At 58.9% G+C, this 16,539-nt stretch carries 16 protein-coding genes; all 16 read left to right on the forward strand.

Annotation, left to right across the window (positions count from 1 at the left end; genetic code table 11):
• Nucleotides 1-8 precede the first annotated feature (8 nt).
• The 16 genes from pseB to fleR all read left to right on the forward strand — a co-directional run bounded on the left by pseB (nt 9) and on the right by fleR (nt 16,439).
• Nucleotides 9-1,010, forward strand: a complete 1,002-nt coding sequence (gene pseB, locus J3P81_RS07575) for a UDP-N-acetylglucosamine 4,6-dehydratase (inverting) (protein WP_434562982.1) — start codon at nt 9-11, stop codon at nt 1,008-1,010.
• Nucleotides 1,007-2,167: a UDP-4-amino-4,6-dideoxy-N-acetyl-beta-L-altrosamine transaminase gene (gene pseC / locus J3P81_RS07580; RefSeq protein WP_434562984.1), complete on the forward strand. Its 1,161-nt coding sequence runs from the start codon at nt 1,007-1,009 to the stop codon at nt 2,165-2,167. The genes pseB and pseC overlap by 4 nt, the downstream gene beginning before the upstream one ends.
• 6 nt (nt 2,168-2,173) lie before the next feature.
• Nucleotides 2,174-2,875 carry a pseudaminic acid cytidylyltransferase gene (gene pseF, locus J3P81_RS07585; protein ID WP_434562986.1) on the forward strand — a complete coding sequence of 234 codons (702 nt, stop codon included), beginning with the start codon at nt 2,174-2,176 and terminating at the stop codon, nt 2,873-2,875.
• Nucleotides 2,872-4,377: a UDP-2,4-diacetamido-2,4,6-trideoxy-beta-L-altropyranose hydrolase gene (gene pseG, locus J3P81_RS07590; RefSeq protein WP_434562988.1), complete on the forward strand. Its 1,506-nt coding sequence runs from the start codon at nt 2,872-2,874 to the stop codon at nt 4,375-4,377. The genes pseF and pseG overlap by 4 nt, the downstream gene beginning before the upstream one ends.
• Nucleotides 4,370-5,422 carry a pseudaminic acid synthase gene (pseI, locus tag J3P81_RS07595; RefSeq protein ID WP_434562990.1) on the forward strand — a complete coding sequence of 351 codons (1,053 nt, stop codon included), beginning with the start codon at nt 4,370-4,372 and terminating at the stop codon, nt 5,420-5,422. The genes pseG and pseI overlap by 8 nt, the downstream gene beginning before the upstream one ends.
• 196 nt (nt 5,423-5,618) lie before the next feature.
• A complete protein-coding gene (locus J3P81_RS07600; protein ID WP_217860066.1) occupies nt 5,619-6,545 on the forward strand; it encodes a ketoacyl-ACP synthase III in 927 nt (308 codons plus the stop codon).
• Between the two features lie 83 nt (nt 6,546-6,628).
• The gene (locus J3P81_RS07605) at nt 6,629-7,921 is read left to right on the forward strand and encodes a motility associated factor glycosyltransferase family protein (protein WP_434562992.1); all 1,293 of its coding nucleotides are present in this window, start codon (nt 6,629-6,631) and stop codon (nt 7,919-7,921) included.
• Nucleotides 7,918-8,187, forward strand: a complete 270-nt coding sequence (locus tag J3P81_RS07610) for a hypothetical protein (protein ID WP_434562994.1) — start codon at nt 7,918-7,920, stop codon at nt 8,185-8,187. Before J3P81_RS07605 ends, J3P81_RS07610 begins: the two co-directional genes overlap by 4 nt.
• A 253-nt stretch (nt 8,188-8,440) precedes the next feature.
• Entirely contained in the window at nt 8,441-9,292 is an 852-nt protein-coding gene (locus tag J3P81_RS07615) for a flagellin domain-containing protein (RefSeq protein WP_434562996.1), read from the forward strand.
• Nucleotides 9,293-9,364: 72 nt separating this feature from the next.
• Nucleotides 9,365-9,730 (forward strand): flagellar protein FlaG, encoded by a 366-nt coding sequence (locus tag J3P81_RS07620; RefSeq protein ID WP_434562998.1) that lies wholly within the window; start codon nt 9,365-9,367, stop codon nt 9,728-9,730.
• An 82-nt stretch (nt 9,731-9,812) separates the two neighbouring features.
• The gene (fliD, locus tag J3P81_RS07625) at nt 9,813-11,249 is read left to right on the forward strand and encodes a flagellar filament capping protein FliD (RefSeq protein ID WP_434563000.1); all 1,437 of its coding nucleotides are present in this window, start codon (nt 9,813-9,815) and stop codon (nt 11,247-11,249) included.
• Between the two features lie 130 nt (nt 11,250-11,379).
• A complete protein-coding gene (gene fliS, locus J3P81_RS07630; RefSeq protein ID WP_092222857.1) occupies nt 11,380-11,775 on the forward strand; it encodes a flagellar export chaperone FliS in 396 nt (131 codons plus the stop codon).
• 11 nt (nt 11,776-11,786) lie between these two features.
• On the forward strand, nt 11,787-12,083 hold the full coding sequence (locus J3P81_RS07635; RefSeq protein WP_420767383.1) for a flagellar protein FliT: 297 nt from the start codon (nt 11,787-11,789) through the stop codon (nt 12,081-12,083).
• A 173-nt stretch (nt 12,084-12,256) separates the two neighbouring features.
• A complete protein-coding gene (locus tag J3P81_RS07640; protein ID WP_434563002.1) occupies nt 12,257-13,732 on the forward strand; it encodes a sigma-54 dependent transcriptional regulator in 1,476 nt (491 codons plus the stop codon).
• Between the two features lie 110 nt (nt 13,733-13,842).
• Nucleotides 13,843-15,051 carry a sensor histidine kinase gene (locus J3P81_RS07645; protein WP_434563004.1) on the forward strand — a complete coding sequence of 403 codons (1,209 nt, stop codon included), beginning with the start codon at nt 13,843-13,845 and terminating at the stop codon, nt 15,049-15,051.
• A 5-nt stretch (nt 15,052-15,056) separates the two neighbouring features.
• Nucleotides 15,057-16,439, forward strand: a complete 1,383-nt coding sequence (gene fleR / locus J3P81_RS07650) for a sigma-54-dependent response regulator transcription factor FleR (protein ID WP_434563006.1) — start codon at nt 15,057-15,059, stop codon at nt 16,437-16,439.
• The last annotated feature ends 100 nt before the right edge of the window (nt 16,440-16,539 follow it).

The following is a 16,539-nucleotide window of genomic DNA, read 5'->3' on the forward strand; positions in this document are numbered from 1 at the left end:
AATCAGGTATGTTCAACGGTAAATCGATTTTCATCTCAGGCGGTACCGGTTCGTTCGGGCGCAATTTTATCCGCCGGTTGCTCGAGCAATACCAGCCCAAGCGCGTGGTGGTGTTTTCCCGAGACGAACTCAAGCAGTACGAGATGCAACAAACCTTCAATGCTCCGTGCATGCGTTATTTCCTGGGGGACGTGCGCGACGCCGATCGCCTGCGCCAGGCCATGCGCGGGATTGATTACGTGGTGCATGCGGCGGCGCTCAAACAGGTGCCGGCGGCGGAATACAATCCCACCGAATGCATTCGTACCAACGTCAATGGCGCAGAAAACATCATCGCTGCGGCCATCGACAATGGCGTGAAAAAGGTCGTTGCGCTGTCCACCGACAAAGCGGCCAGCCCGATCAATCTGTACGGCGCGACCAAATTGCTGTCGGACAAACTGTTCGTCGCCGCCAACAATATCGCGGGTGAACAGCAGACCCGCTTCGCCGTGGTGCGCTATGGCAACGTTGCGGGCTCGCGGGGCTCGGTGGTGCCGTTCTTTAGCAAGCTTATTGCCGAGGGGGCCACGGAGTTGCCGATCACCGATGAGCGCATGACCCGCTTCTGGATCACCCTCGATCACGGCGTGCAGTTTGTGCTCGACAGTTTCGCCCGCATGCATGGCGGTGAAGTGTTCGTGCCGAAGATCCCGTCGATTCGCATCGTCGACTTGGCGTCGGGCATGGCCAGGCATCTGCCTCATAAGAACGTGGGCATCCGGCCCGGTGAAAAGCTGCACGAGTTAATGGTGCCGCTGGACGACGCGCGCATGACCATCGAGTTCACCGATCACTATACGATCCAGCCATCGATTCGCTTCACCAGCGTGGACGTGGATTTCGCTATGGACAATTTGGGCGAACGAGGCACGCCAGTTGCGGAAGACTTCGAGTATCGCTCTGACACCAATCCACACTTTTTGTCGGTGGAGCAGATCGCCGATCTGCACGCCCGGCTGTCGGTATGATTCCCTACGGTCGGCAAAGCCTCGATCAAGCTGACATCGATGCCGTCGTCGCCGTGTTGCAGTCCGATTGGCTGACGCAAGGGCCTGCGATCGAGCGTTTTGAACAGGCCATGGCGCGCCGCTGCCAGGCCGGCCATGCCGTGGCGGTGTGCAACGCGACCGCTGCGCTGCACATCGCTTGCCTGGCGGCGGGGCTTGGGCCGGGGGATCGTTTGTGGACCACACCCAATACCTTCCTGGCCTCGGCCAACTGCGGCCGATATTGCGGCGCGCAGGTGGATTTCGTCGATATCGATCCGCTGACCTGGAACCTGGATGCCGTTGCCCTGGCCGCAAAGCTTGAAAAAGCCGAGCGTGATGGGACCCTGCCCAACGTGTTGGTGGCGGTAGCGTTCTCCGGGCAAAGCTGTGACATGCGTGAAGTGGCTCGCTTGTCCGAGCGCTACGGGTTCACGGTCATTGAAGATGCCTCTCACGCGGTGGGCGCGTCTTATGCCGGCAGGCCGGTGGGGTGTGGCGAATTTGCGGACATGACGGTGTTCAGTTTCCACCCAGTGAAAATTATTACCAGCGCCGAAGGTGGGATGGTCTTGACCAATCGCCCGGAGCTGGCGCAGCGCCTGCGACGTCTGCGCAGCCATGGGATGACCCGTGACGCTGAACAGATGAGCGAGCCCAGCCATGGGCCTTGGTACTACCAGCAGGTGGAGTTGGGATTCAATTACCGGATCACGGATCTCCAAGCTGCCCTGGGGCTTTCCCAGTTGGATAAGCTTGAACGTTTCATCGCCCGCCGTCGGGCACTGGCGGCGCGCTATAACCGCTTGCTGAATGGTTTGCCACTGACCTTGCCCGGTTTGCAACCCGAGGCCGAATCGGCTTGGCATTTGTATGTAGTGCGCTTGCGGCTCGACGAGATATCCCTGGATCATCGCCAGATTTTCGAAGGCTTGCGTGCGGCAGGGATCGGCGTGAACCTGCACTACATACCGGTTCACCTGCAGCCGTATTACCGCGAACTGGGATTTGCCCCTGGAGACTATCCACAGGCTGAGCGTTATTACGCCGAGGCCATCAGCTTGCCGATGTTTCCTTCCCTCAGTGATGAACAGCAAGACTATGTGATGGGGCAACTGCAACGATTGCTTGAGGAGTAACGACGCGTGAGCGCAATCGCGATCATTCCCGCCCGTGGCGGCAGCAAGCGCATTCCTCGCAAGAACCTGAAGCCGTTCGATGGCGTGCCCATGATTGCCCGCTCGATTCGCACGGCGTTGGACTCGGGACTTTTCAACGGGGTGATTGTCAGTACCGATGACGAAGAAATTGCTGAATTGGCGATGGCTCATGGTGCGCAAGTGCCGTTCTTGCGACCAGCCGCGCTGGCGGATGATTTCACCGGGACGGCGGCGGTGATGGTTCACGCCCTGGGTGAGCTACGTGAGCGCTCGTTCGATTTCGCCTGTTGCATCTACGCCACGGCGCCGCTGTTGCAAGCGCGGTTTCTGCGTGAGGGCATTGACTTGCTGCGCGGCCATCCGGACAAGTCGTTCGCGTTTTCCGTGAGCAGTTTCGGTTTTCCCGTACAGCGCGCCTTGACGTTGGATGAGCAGGGCGCGTTGACCCCACTGTATCCGCAATTTCGCGATACGCGCTCCCAGGACCTGGCTGAAGCTTTCCAGGACGCCGGCCAATTCTATTGGGGGCGTCGGGACGCCTGGTTGCGTGGCGATACGTTGTTTTCGTCGAAAAGCCTGCCGGTTGTGCTGCCTCGTCATCTGGTGCAAGACATCGACACAGCCGAGGACTGGAAGCGCGCCGAGTATCTCTACGCCGCTTTGAGAGCGGGCGGTGAATTGCAATGAGAGTGCTGATTCGCGCCGATGCTTCGCCAATCATCGGCAGCGGGCACATTGCCCGTTGCCTGACCCTGGCGCGAGCCCTGCGCGAGCAAGGCGTGCACGTCGCGTTTGCTTGTCGGCTGCTTGTTGGGCATCGTCTGCACGCTCTGACGGCCGAGGGCTTCGAAACGTTCGCCCTGCCGGACCTTTATCGCGGGGAAGATCCGCAACAGGCCATCGAATCGTTGCTGCCCTGGCAAGCGGATATCGATGCGTTGGAACAAGCGTTGGCCGAGCGGCCCGGCTTCGACTGGGTCATTGTTGACCACTATGGTCTGGATCAACGTTGGCAGACTGCGGCCCGGCGCTTCGCGCCTCGGATCATGGCATTGGATGACCTGGCGACTCGGACTTACAGCGCTGACCTCTTGCTCAATCAGAATCTGTCCGGCACGCAAGCTGCGTATGAAGGATTGTTGCCTGAGCATTGCCGGACGCTGCTGGGACCGCGTTACGCGTTGTTGCGCGATGAGTTTCGTTGCGGGGCGATTGAGATAAAAAAGAAGGTAAGGCGCGTACTCGTCAATTTCGGCGGTTTCGATGCGGCGATGCAGACCCATCACGCAATGCTGGCGCTGGTGGCTTACCCCGAGCTGGAAGTGGATTTTGTCGCCGGTGCGGACAACCCGGCCTGGGCTCGGATGCAACGGATGGCGGCGAGCCGACCCCACTGGCGATTGCACAGCTTCGTCAGCGATTTTCATCAGCTCATGCTGGAGGCCGATCTGTTCATCGGGGCCGGTGGCGGAACCAGTTGGGAGCGGGCCGCCATGGGGTTACCCACGATCTGTATCGCGGTATCGAACAACCAGCAGGCCAACAGCGATGTCATGGCGACGTTCGGTGCCCATGTCTATCTCGGGTGCAGAGAAAGCGTCACCGTTGAACAGTTGCGCCAGGCTATCGGCTTTGTCGTGGATAACCAGGGGTTGCGTCAGAGTCTTGCGCAGCACTCCCGGCAATTGGTCGATGGCCTGGGTGCCTTGCGCGTAGCCGTTGCACTGGCTGGTGCCTTGCTGCGGGTTCGTCCGGCCACGCGAGCCGACGCCCGTTTGCTTTTCGAGGGGCGTAATGCCGAGGTCGTGCGCCGCGTATCGCTGGATCAGTCGCCCGTCGACTGGGATCGTCATTGCCAATGGCTGCAAGCCAGTCTGGTCAATCCACAGCGCTTGTTGTTGGTTGGCGAAGCGTCCGACGGCCCCGTCGGTGTATTGCGTTATGACCTGCAAGGCAGCGAAGCGCTGGTATCGATTTATTTGTTCAAGAACCGCCTGGGGTTGGGGTGGGGCAGGGCATTGCTGGCCCGTGGTGAGGCGTTTGCTACCGTCCATTGGCCGCAACTGCGCAGCTTTACCGCTCAGATCCTGCCGGCTAACCAAGCGTCTCTGGCGTTGTTCCGCCAGGCAGGTTTCGGTCAGGGCACATGCGTGTTTACCCGCGTATTGAAGGAAGAAATTCATGAGTAGTTTCAAGATCGGTCAGCGCAGCATCGGGGCTGACGCGCCGCCTTTCATCATTGCCGAGATGAGCGGCAACCATAACCAATCCCTGGAGGTGGCCTTGCAGATCGTCGAAGCCGCTGCCCGAGCCGGTGCTCACGCTTTGAAGCTGCAGACCTACACCGCCGATACCATGACGTTAGATCTGAGCGAAGGGGAGTTCTTCATCAGGGACCCCAGCAGCCTTTGGGCTGGAACATCCCTTTATGATTTGTACGAAAAAGCTCATACGCCGTGGGAATGGCACGCGCCGATTTTTGCCCGGGCCAAGGCGCTGGGGATGCTAGCGTTCTCGACCCCGTTCGACGAAACGGCGGTGGACTTCCTGGAAAGCCTGGATGTGCCGGCCTACAAGATCGCCAGTTTCGAAAACACTGACTTGCCGCTGATTCGCCGGGTCGCTGCCACCGGCAAGCCGTTGATTATCTCCACCGGCATGGCCAGCATCGCCGAACTCGACGAAACCGTGCGTGCCGCCCGCCAGGCTGGTTGCAAGGATTTGGTGCTGCTCAAGTGCACCAGCACCTACCCGGCGACGCCGGCCAATAGCAACGTGCGCACCATCCCTCATCTGCGGGAGTTGTTCGGCTGTGAGGTAGGTTTGTCGGACCACTCCATGGGCGTCGGGGTATCCGTGGCTGCGGTGGCGCTGGGGGCGACCGTCGTGGAAAAGCATTTCACCCTTGACCGTGCCGCTGGTGGCGTGGACGCCAGTTTCTCCCTGGAACCGGCAGAGCTGGCAGCGCTGGTGATCGAAACCGAGCGCGCCTGGCAGGCCATGGGACAGGTGCGCTATGGCGTGACCGAGGCCGAGCAGAAATCGCTGGTCTATCGTCGTTCGCTGTACGCTACGCAGGACATGGCCACCGGCGAAGTGTTCACGTCGCAGAACGTCCGGGCCATCCGTCCGGGGCTCGGGTTGGCGCCCAAACATCTGGATTCCTTAATGGGTCGTCGTGCCCGCCAGGCAATCAAGCGTGGCACGGCGCTGTCCTGGTCATTGGTTGAATAGCTTCTCAATGGGCTTATTCGGCAATTTAGCGTGACCTGCGAGTCATAACGCGCATCTTCACTGTATTGTATTGACCGGGAAGATGGCGCCTGGCCCTTATCAGGACCGGTGATAGCCCTTTACACTTCCCGTTTGTCGGCGCCCCTCGATTCCTTGCGAGCGGTGGTATTGGGCTGTTTTTGATTGGGAAGCCGTAATGATTGGCATAAAAAGCATTGCGAGCTACGTTCCTGTAGCCGGCGTGGACAATTACGCACAAGGTGCAAAATTTGAAAAGGATGAAGAGTTCATCCTCGGCAAGATCGGTTCCGCCTTCTTGCCACGCAAGGATGACGGCCAGGAAACCTCGGATCTGTGCGTCGAAGCGGCCAATGCGCTGTTTGCCAATAATCCCGATCTGAAGCGCGAATCCATTGACGTGCTGATCGTCGTCACCCAGAACGGCGATGAAGAAGGCTTGCCCCACACGGCGGCTATCGTTCAGGACAAGCTCGGCCTGCCCACCAGCGTAGCGGCTTTCGATATATCCCTGGGTTGCTCGGGTTATGTCTATGGCATCTACGCCATCAAGGGCTTCATGGAAGCCGCTGGCCTGAAGAATGGCCTGTTGGTAACCGCCGACCCATACTCGAAAATCGTCGACCCGGAAGATCGCAACACCACGATGCTGTTCGGTGATGCCGCCACGGCGACGTGGATGGGCGAGGATGCGCCGTGGCAACTGGGCAAGGCAAAGTTCGGCACCGACGGCTCCGGTGCGCCGCACCTGAAGGTCAGCGACGGCGTATTCTTCATGAACGGCCGCCAGGTGTTCAACTTCGCGTTGCTCAAGGTGCCGGCACATTTGCATGAGTTGCTCGCCGATTCCGATCTGCAACCCAGTGACATCGATGCGTTCTGCATTCATCAAGGCAGCGCCGCAATCGTCGATGCCGTGGCGCGGCGTTTCGAAGGCGAGCCGGAGAAGTTCATCAAGGACATGGTCGAGACCGGCAACACCGTGTCGTCGAGTATTCCGCTCTTGCTGGAGAAGCACGTGCTCGATTCCGACTGGAAACGGGTCGCGTTGAGTGGCTTTGGCGTAGGTCTGTCATGGGGGTCGGCGATCATCTATCGCCCGTGAATCAATAAAACCCAGGCACAAAAATAGCGTCCAAGGTGTAATCTTGGACGCTATTTTTTTGCCTGATGTGAAGGCGAGACACCATGAGCGAGTTCTTCGAGCGCAATCTCCAGATCATCCAGCAGCGTTGGCCGGCCCTGGCCGAGCGCTTGCTGCTGGAAGACGTGGGTAGATTGCAAGCTGATCTGGTGGAGGGCATTGGTTCGACCCTGAGTATCAATGGAATCCAACTGACCAGCCGACATGACCGTCTTGCCGAGGCGGACCTGCAAGCCGCCAGTCTGCCTTTGGACGCTTGCGTCGTGCACGTCTACGGAACCGGGCTGGGCGACCTGCAAAACCGTTTGCTGGAACGGGCAGGGCTCGAGCGGTTGTATGTTCATGTGCTCAATGGCGCGGTGTTTGCGTTGGTATTGCAGGTGCTGGATCAGATGCCATGGCTTGCCGATCCCAGGGTGGTATTGCTCTACGCTGGAGATCTGACGGAAATCCAGCTGCCATTCTTCGCACTCCCCGCCGAGCTGGTACTGGCCGATGATTACAGTGCCAAGATTCGCGATCGGTTGATCAGTGAAGTTCATCTGGACTTCACCAACCGAACGTTCGACCCCAAGGCTCCCGAGGTCGTCGAGCGGCTGCAATCGACGTTCAATCTTGTACAGGGCGACCGCGATGTTGCCGAGCTGTTCGGCGCATTCCAGGGGCGTGAGGTGTTCGTCGTTGCCACCGGTCCGAGCCTTGAGCACCATTTCGACAGGCTGCGCCGCGTGAGCGAGCGAGCTGAGCGACCGTTGTTGATTTGTGTCGATACGGCTTACCGACCGTTGATCAATCACGGCATCCGTCCTGATGTCGTGGTCAGCATCGACCAGCGTATCTCGGGGCGTCATCTTCCGCCTGAGCAAACCGAAGGCATTGCCCTGGTTTATCTGCCAATGGCCGACCCTTCGGTGATTAGAGCCTGGCGGGGGCCGCGCTACGCCGGTTATTCCTCCAGTCCCGTCTACCGCCAGATGCGTGAGCGACTCTGCCGGGCCGAACTTCATGTGGGCGGGAGCGTGATTCATCCAGCGGTCGATTTAGCGGTGCAAATGGGCGCTGCGCAAATCACGCTGTTTGGTGCCGATTTTGCCTTCCCCCATGACAAGACTCACGCAGGATGGGGCGATGGCGATTTGGGGCCGCAGTTGGGGGCGTCAAGGCATTGGGTGCTCGATGGGCATGGACGGCGCGTCAAGACCCAGCTCAACTTTCGCAGCTACCTCTGTGAACTGGAGCGTTTCATTGCCAGGCATCCCAACGTACGCTTCTTCAACAGCAGTCGGGACGGGGCGATGATCGTCGGCACCGATTTCCATCCGGAGTACGTGCAATGACCACGCTTGATGAGGCACTCATTGATGCCCGCGCATGCGCGCGCCTGTTTCGACTAGGGCGGGATGTTGAGGCGGGGTTGGCGATGGTCACGCTGATCGAGTCGGCGCAGCCCCTGGTCGAACGGATGCCAGGCGATGTCCTCTCGTCGTGGAACGCGCTGCTTGCCCTGATGCTCGATGATCAACAGGCGCAGAATTGGGTTTCGCTGGCCGATTATCTTGAGTACGAGTGGGTCCAGCTGCTGACCGCTGGTCACTCCATCTAGCTACTTTTCGCAGCTTCCCCGCTGTCATGCGCTTCCAGCGACGTCAGCGGCGTTTCCCTGACGCCATTTTTTCACCCTTGAATCGCAGCCAAGTCCTTGATTTACGAGGGGTGGCACCCTGATGGCAAAATTTTTGAAAAATCTGCTAAAGCAAGTTCCGAATACGACGATAACTATTACGAAGGTTCTCTAGGCCACACCCGGCGGTTGCCAGGGCCGGAAGCCGCAGTACCCAACCAACGAGGAATTCGTCATGGCTTTAACAGTAAACACCAACGTCACATCGTTGAACGTTCAGAAGAACCTGAACCGGGCTTCCGATGCTCTCTCCACTTCGATGACTCGTCTGTCCTCCGGCCTGAAAATCAACAGCGCTAAAGACGACGCCGCCGGCCTGCAGATCGCTACCCGTATGACTTCGCAAATCCGCGGTCAGACTGTTGCGATCAAGAACGCCAATGATGGTATCTCCATCGCTCAGACCGCTGAAGGCGCTCTGCAGGAATCCACCAACATTCTGCAGCGTATGCGTGAACTGGCCGTACAGGCACGAAACGACTCCAACGGTACTGCTGACCGTGTGGCTCTGAACAAAGAATTTGCTCAGATGTCCGACGAGCTGACTCGTATCGCCGAATCGACCAACCTGAACGGTAAGAATCTGATCGATGGTACTGCTGGCACCATGACCTTCCAGGTCGGTTCCAACACTGGCGCTACCAACCAGATCACTTTGACTCTGGACAGTGGCTTCGATGCTGCAACTCTGAGTGTTGATTCTGCTGCAATCGCGATCACTGGTAACAGTAGCGCCACTGCTGAAGCAAGCACCGCTGCTGCAATCGACGCGATCGACGCTGCTCTGGCAACTATCAACGCCAGCCGTGCTGACCTCGGTGCTGCACAAAACCGTCTGACCAGCACCATCTCCAACCTGCAGAACGTGAACGAAAACGCCGCCGCTGCACTGGGTCGCGTACAAGACACCGACTTCGCTGCTGAAACTGCCCAGCTGACCAAGCAGCAGACTCTGCAACAAGCTTCCACTTCGGTTCTGGCCCAGGCTAACCAACTGCCGTCCGCTGTACTGAAGCTGCTTCAGTAATAGTCGGATGAGTTTTAGCGGGGGAGTGCGCTTGCGTACTCTCTCGCTTTTTCCGTTCAAGAGGTGATGGACATGGATATGAGCGTGAAGCTGAACTTGTCTTATCCGGCGGCGAAATCGGCGCCTAGTGTGGCCGATAAGCCGGTGGAGAAGCCTCGGGCCGAGATGGCTGTGGTAGCTCCGGTCAAAGAAGTCCCTAAGGATGCTGCTGCCGAGCAGGACAAACTCAAGAAAGCCGTTCAGGAAATCGAGAAGTTCGTTCAGTCGGTCAAGCGTAACCTGGAGTTCTCTATCGATGAGCCTTCAGGCAAAGTAGTGGTCAAAGTGATCGCCAGTGGTTCCGGTGAAGTGATTCGCCAGATCCCGAACGAAGAAGTTCTGAAACTGGCCAACAGTTTGAATGATGCAAACAGCTTGTTGTTCAGCGCTGAAGCCTGACAACCGGCACGAATTCTGTTGTTATGTTCTTTTGGACGTTGTAAAGGTCAAAAGGCCGGCGACACACTGAAGGGAGTCCCACATGGCAAGTCCAATTCTACCTGGCTTGGGTTTAGGCTCTGGCCTTGATACCACTGCTATCGTCAAGGCACTGGTTGATTCTGACAAAGCGGCCAAGCAAGGTCAGATTGATCGTGCCACCAAGATCAATACGGCCAATATTTCGGGGATCGGCACCCTGAAGTCGCTGTTGGCTACCTTCCAATCCACGCTGAAAAGCCTGGGCAGCACGACTACGCCTCAATTTACCGGGGTTTCCGCGACTTCGGCCAACACCAGCGCGTTGACGGTGACAGCCGGCAACTCGGCGGTTAGCGGCACTTACACGGTAAACGTTACTCAGTTGGCAACCTCGTCGAAAGTTGCGACGGCTGCTTTCGCCGGTGGTGCTTCCAGTGCTGTGGAGACCGGTACGCTGACCATCAGTCAAGGAGACACGGATTACACCCTTGATATACCTGCTGATTCGACGCTGCAGTCGGTTCGGGACGCCATCAACAGTAAGTACTCGTCCAGCGGTCTGACCGCCAACATCGTGACCGACAGCTTTGGTTCACGCCTGGTGGTCGGCTCGACTAAAACCGGTGCGGGTAACGATATCTCCCTCAGCGGCATTGCCAGCCTCGCAGCTGATGGCTCCGTAGCCATGGCCTCATCACCCACCGCGACTTCTTCGGGGTCGCTGGGGTTTGCCAAGGACGCTATTTTCACTGTTGACGGCTTGGCAATGACCAGCCCGACCAACAAGCTGGATAACGTGGTCTCGGGCTTGAGCATGACGTTACTCGTCGAGGACACTGGCCCGACAGTGGTTACCGTCGCTACCAACGCCGACGGCCTTAAAGCTTCGATCCAGAAGTTCGTCGATGCTTATAATGCTGTTGCTAAGGCCGTGACGTCCCTGACCAAGCCGACCACAGATGCTGAGGGTAACTCGGTTCCAGCCGCCTTGACCGGTGACTCGTTGCCTCGCTCGCTTTTGGCGGCCATTCGCGCGCCTTTGTCTGAGACCGGGGCAGGTGACAAGCTGACGGTTCTTTCTCAGTTGGGAATCACCACCAATCAGACGACCGGGGCTCTGGATTTCGACAGTGGGAAATTCACCTCTGCGTTGAATGACAAACAGTTGGGTGGGGAGATCCAGACACTGTTTGTAGGTGAGAATGGCCTGCTTGAGCGCATGGATAACGCCATCAAGCCGTACACTGAAGGCAAAACGGGTGTGGGCGGTATCGGGGGCTCAGAGGCTATCCTGACTACTCGCTCCAAGAACCTCGACATCATCAAGACGAAGCTGTTCGAAGATCAGCAGGCTCTTGATCGCCGCATCGAAACCCTCACCGCCGTACTGACCAAAAAGTACAACGACATGGATACCCTCGTCGGCAAGCTGAAAGCCACTGCCAGTAACATCACCTCGATGTTTGAAGCGATGACGGCACAACAGAAGAACAGCTGATTTTCGACCGATACAAAAAGCCCGGCAGCGTTTTGACAATGCTCCGGGCTTTCGGCTTTTCGGTCTAAAGTTTTTTGACACAGCGTCGATACGCTGTTTATACGAACCGAAGTTTTTGATGAGGTAGAACATGAATCCGATGTTAGCCCTTCGCCAATACCAGAAGATTGGCGCCCAGGCGCAAACCTCCGAAGCAAGTCCCCATCGTCTCGTGCAGATGCTCATGGAAGGTGGGTTGGACCGTATCGCCCAGGCCAAGGGCGCTATGGAGCGCAAGGACATAGCCAACAAAGGTGTCCTGATCAGTAAGGCCATCGGTATCGTGGGTGGCCTGCGTGAAGGCTTGGATCTGGAAAACCAGGCCGAGTCGGTAGCCGAGTTGGATGCTCTTTACACTTACATGATGAAACGTCTCGCCGAAGCCAACGCCAAGACCGATCCGAAGATCCTCGACGAAGTCGCTGATCTACTGCGCACGGTCAAGGAAGGCTGGGACGGTATCGCGCCACCTGGCCCGCAATTCTGAGGAATAAGCTCATGAGTCTTGTCTTGCAGCGCATAGAACAAACCCGAGATGCCCTGGTTGATGCCCTGGCTGAGCGCAATTGGGAGGCCATCGGTCAATTGGATCTGGCGTGCCGTTCCTGCATGGAAGACGTCATGGGCGAGTCCGAGGTGGACGAGGCGGCGTTGCGTAACAACCTGGAAGAGTTGCTTGGCGTGTATCGGCAGTTGCTGGATGCCGCGACGGGGGAACGTCAGGCGATCGTGAACGAAATGTCACAGATTAACCAGGCACAGAACGCGGCGAAGGTTTACCACCTGTTCGGATGATTTAATTTTCATTTAATCCGAACAAAGTGCGCCATAAATTTGACTGTGCACGATTTTTTGACTTAACTAGTGGCTGTTTACAGATTTCAGGCGTCTACAGGCATGACAAGTCTGCAAGCGTCTAGCTTGCCCCCAAATTCGGGCACTGAGTTGACTAGGGAAGTTGCTATTGCATGTGGCGTGAAACCAAAATTCTCCTGATCGATGACGATAGCGTCCGCCGCCGCGACCTGGCGGTGATCCTTAATTTTCTCGGCGAAGAAAATTTACCCTGCGGCAGCCATGACTGGCAGCAGGCTGTCGGCTCATTGTCGTCCAGCCGTGAAGTCATTTGCGTCCTTATCGGGACCGTAAATGCCCCCGCATCGCTTTTGGGCTTGCTAAAGACACTCTCAACCTGGGATGAGTTCCTTCCCGTTTTGCTGATGGGCGAAAATTCTTCCCTAGACCTGCCGGAAGACCAGCGCCGCCGGGTACTTTCCACCTTGGAAATGCCGCCCAGCTACAGCAAATTGCTTGATTCGCTGCACCGTGCCCAGGTTTATCGCGAAATGTATGACCAGGCCCGTGAACGCGGCCGGCATCGTGAACCCAATCTTTTCCGCAGCCTTGTCGGCACCAGCCGTGCGATCCAGCACGTGCGCCAGATGATGCAGCAGGTGGCCGACACCGACGCCAGCGTGCTGATCCTGGGTGAGTCCGGCACCGGCAAGGAAGTGGTTGCGCGCAACCTGCATTACCATTCCAAGCGCCGCGAAGCGCCGTTCGTTCCAGTCAACTGCGGGGCGATCCCAGCCGAGTTGCTGGAAAGCGAATTGTTCGGCCACGAGAAGGGCGCATTCACCGGCGCAATTACCAGTCGCGCCGGGCGTTTCGAATTGGCTAACGGCGGCACGCTGTTCCTCGATGAAATCGGCGACATGCCGCTGCCGATGCAGGTCAAGCTGCTGCGCGTGCTGCAAGAGCGCACCTTTGAACGCGTGGGCAGCAACAAGACCCAGAGCGTCGACGTGCGGATCATCGCCGCGACTCACAAGAATCTGGAAAGCATGATCGAGGTCGGCAGTTTTCGCGAGGATCTCTATTACCGCCTCAACGTATTCCCGATCGAAATGGCGCCGCTGCGTGAGCGGGTCGAAGACATCCCGCTGCTGATGAACGAATTGATCTCGCGCATGGAGCATGAGAAGCGCGGTTCGATCCGCTTCAACTCTGCGGCGATCATGTCCCTCTGCCGCCATGGCTGGCCGGGCAACGTCCGCGAGTTGGCCAACCTAGTGGAGCGCATGGCGATCATGCACCCCTACGGCGTGATCGGCGTGGCCGAATTGCCGAAGAAGTTCCGCTACGTCGACGACGAAGACGAGCAGATGGTCGACAGCTTGCGCAGCGACTTGGAAGAGCGCGTAGCGATCAATGGCCATACGCCGGACTTCACCAGTAACGCCATGCTGCCGCCGGAAGGCCTGGATCTGAAGGATTATCTGGGAGGCCTGGAGCAGGGCCTCATCCAGCAGGCACTCGACGATGCCAACGGCATCGTCGCCCGCGCGGCGGAACGCCTGCGCATCCGTCGCACGACACTGGTGGAAAAAATGCGCAAGTACGGCATGAGCCGTCGCGAAGGAGATGAACAGGCGGATGATTGACGCCTGTTTTACAACCGCCTGATTTCTGGGCGGTTTTTTTTCGGCACGGGTATTGCTACTGCCCTCGCAACGTTCCGTTTAACTGACGGTCAGCCAAGCGAGAGAGCACGATGACCCAAGCCGCCCTGATGTCTCCTGTCCCTGAGCCGGGACTCATGCCGTCCGCCGAGCAGGCTAGCCGGCTTGGACTTGAGCAGGCGTTTTCGCTGTTTAACCAGGTCTCCAGCCAGTTATCCGACTCCTACAGCCTGCTCGAAGCCCGGGTCACCGAGCTCAAGGGTGAGCTGGCGGTGGTCAGCGCTCAGCGCATGCAGGAGTTGGCGGAAAAAGAACGCCTGGCCAATCGGCTGCAAAACCTCCTCGACCTCTTGCCTGGCGGCGTCATTGTCATTGATGAGCACGGTTTCGTGCGCGAAGCCAACCCGGCAGCGTGCGAGCTGCTCGGCCTGCCATTGGAGGGCGAGCTGTGGCGGCATGTGATTGCCCGCTGCTTCGCTCCTCGCGAAGATGACGGCCATGAGATTTCCCTCAAAGACGGTCGACGCCTTTCTATCTCGACCCGTTCGCTTGATGCCGAGCCCGGGCAGTTGGTGCTGCTCAACGACCTGACTGAAACCCGTCACCTGCAAGATCAGCTGGCTCGCCACGAGCGGCTGTCTTCCCTTGGGCGGATGGTGGCGTCGCTGGCCCATCAGATCCGTACGCCGCTGTCCGCCGCGTTGCTCTACGCCAGTCATTTGACTGAACAGCAACTGCCGATGGATACCCAGCAGCGCTTCGCCGGCCGCCTGAAGGAACGCTTGCATGAGCTGGAGCACCAGGTCCGCGACATGCTGGTGTTTGCCCGCGGCGAATTGCCGTTGACCGACCGCGTGACGCCCAAGGCGTTGCTGCAATCCTTGCAGGCCGCAGCGTCGACCCACGTACAGGGTTTGCCGATCCGCTGGCAGTGTGACAGCCGCGCGGGCGAAGTCCTGTGCAACCGCGACACGCTGGTGGGCGCGGTATTGAACCTGATTGAAAACGCGATCCAGGCGGGCGACGGCGACGTTCGCCTGAAAGTCCACCTATACACCCGTGGCAGCACGTTGCGCCTGTGTGTCAGCGACAACGGCAGCGGCATCGATCCAGCCGTGTTGACCCGCCTGGGTGAGCCTTTTTTCACCACCAAGACCACCGGGACGGGCCTCGGTCTGACCGTGGTCAAGGCCGTGGCGCGGGCCCATCAGGGTGAATTGCAGTTGCGCTCGCGGCCGGGGCGCGGCACGTGTGCGCTGGTCCTCCTGCCGCTGTTTTCCAGTGTGCCAAGGGTGGAGTGAAGGCAATGGCAATCAAGGTTTTGCTGGTGGAGGACGATCGTGCCCTGCGCGAGGCGCTCGCCGATACACTGCTGTTGGCCGGGCATGATCATGCCGTCGTCGGTTCGGCGGAGGAGGCGTTGCTGGCGGTGGCCCGCGAGCCGTTCAGCCTGGTGGTCAGCGACGTCAATATGCCGGGCATGGACGGCCATCAGTTGCTCGGTTTACTGCGGGCGCGCCAGCCTCAATTGCCAGTCCTGTTGATGACCGCCCACGGTGCGGTCGAACGAGCGGTGGATGCCATGCGCCAGGGGGCGGCGGACTATCTGGTCAAGCCGTTCGAGCCCAAGGCGCTGCTTGACCTGGTGGCGCGCCATGCCCTGGGAAGCCTTGCCGTTGAAGGTGAAGGCCCGGTGGCGATCGAGCCGGCCAGTGCGCAGCTGCTGGAATTGGCCGCGCGGGTGGCACGCAGCGATTCAACCGTATTGATTTCCGGTGAGTCCGGTACGGGCAAGGAAGTCTTGGCCCGTTATATTCACCAGCAGTCCCGTCGCGCCAGCGAGCCGTTCATTGCCATCAACTGCGCGGCGATTCCCGACAACATGCTCGAAGCAACATTGTTCGGCCACGAAAAGGGTTCGTTCACCGGCGCCATCGCGGCCCAGGCTGGCAAGTTCGAACAGGCCGATGGCGGCACCATCCTGCTGGATGAAATCTCTGAGATGCCCCTGGGCCTGCAGGCAAAATTGCTGCGGGTGTTGCAGGAGCGAGAAGTGGAGCGGGTCGGCGCGCGCAAGCCCATCAGCCTGGACATCCGAGTGGTCGCGACGACCAACCGCGACCTGGCGGGCGAAGTGGCGGCGGGGCGTTTCCGGGAAGACCTTTATTACCGGCTGTCGGTTTTTCCGTTGGCCTGGCGTCCGTTACGCGAGCGCACCGCCGATATCCTGCCGCTGGCCGAGCGTCTGCTGGCCAAGCACGTCAATAAAATGAAGCACGCAACGGCGCGCTTGTCCGCCGAGGCACAGGCTTGCCTGATCGGGTATCCCTGGCCCGGCAACGTCCGGGAACTGGATAACGCGATCCAGCGGGCGCTGATCCTGCAGCAGGGCGGCTTGATCCAGCCCGAGGATTTCTGCCTGGCCGGTCCGGTGGCTTGTGCGCCTTTGCCGGTACCGCCGCTGGCGCCGGTAGTACCTCCGGTCGAGGTAGCCGAATCAGCCGGTGCGTTGGAGGACGATCTGCGTCGTCGCGAATTCCAGATGATCATCGACACCCTGCGCGCCGAGCGCGGCCGTCGCAAGGAAGCGGCCGAGCGACTCGGCATCAGCCCCCGAACCCTGCGCTACAAGTTGGCGCAAATGCGTGATGCCGGGATGAATGTGGAGGCCTACCTTTTCGCCAGTTGAATCATTGATCCAAGCAGTTGCACCTCTAAATCTGTGGGAGCGAGCCCTGCTCGCGAAGGCGGTGATTCAGGCGATGTAGATGTTGACTGACAGACCGCTA

The organism is Pseudomonas sp. R1-6 (genome assembly GCF_051132115.1).
GTDB lineage: Bacteria > Pseudomonadota > Gammaproteobacteria > Pseudomonadales > Pseudomonadaceae > Aquipseudomonas.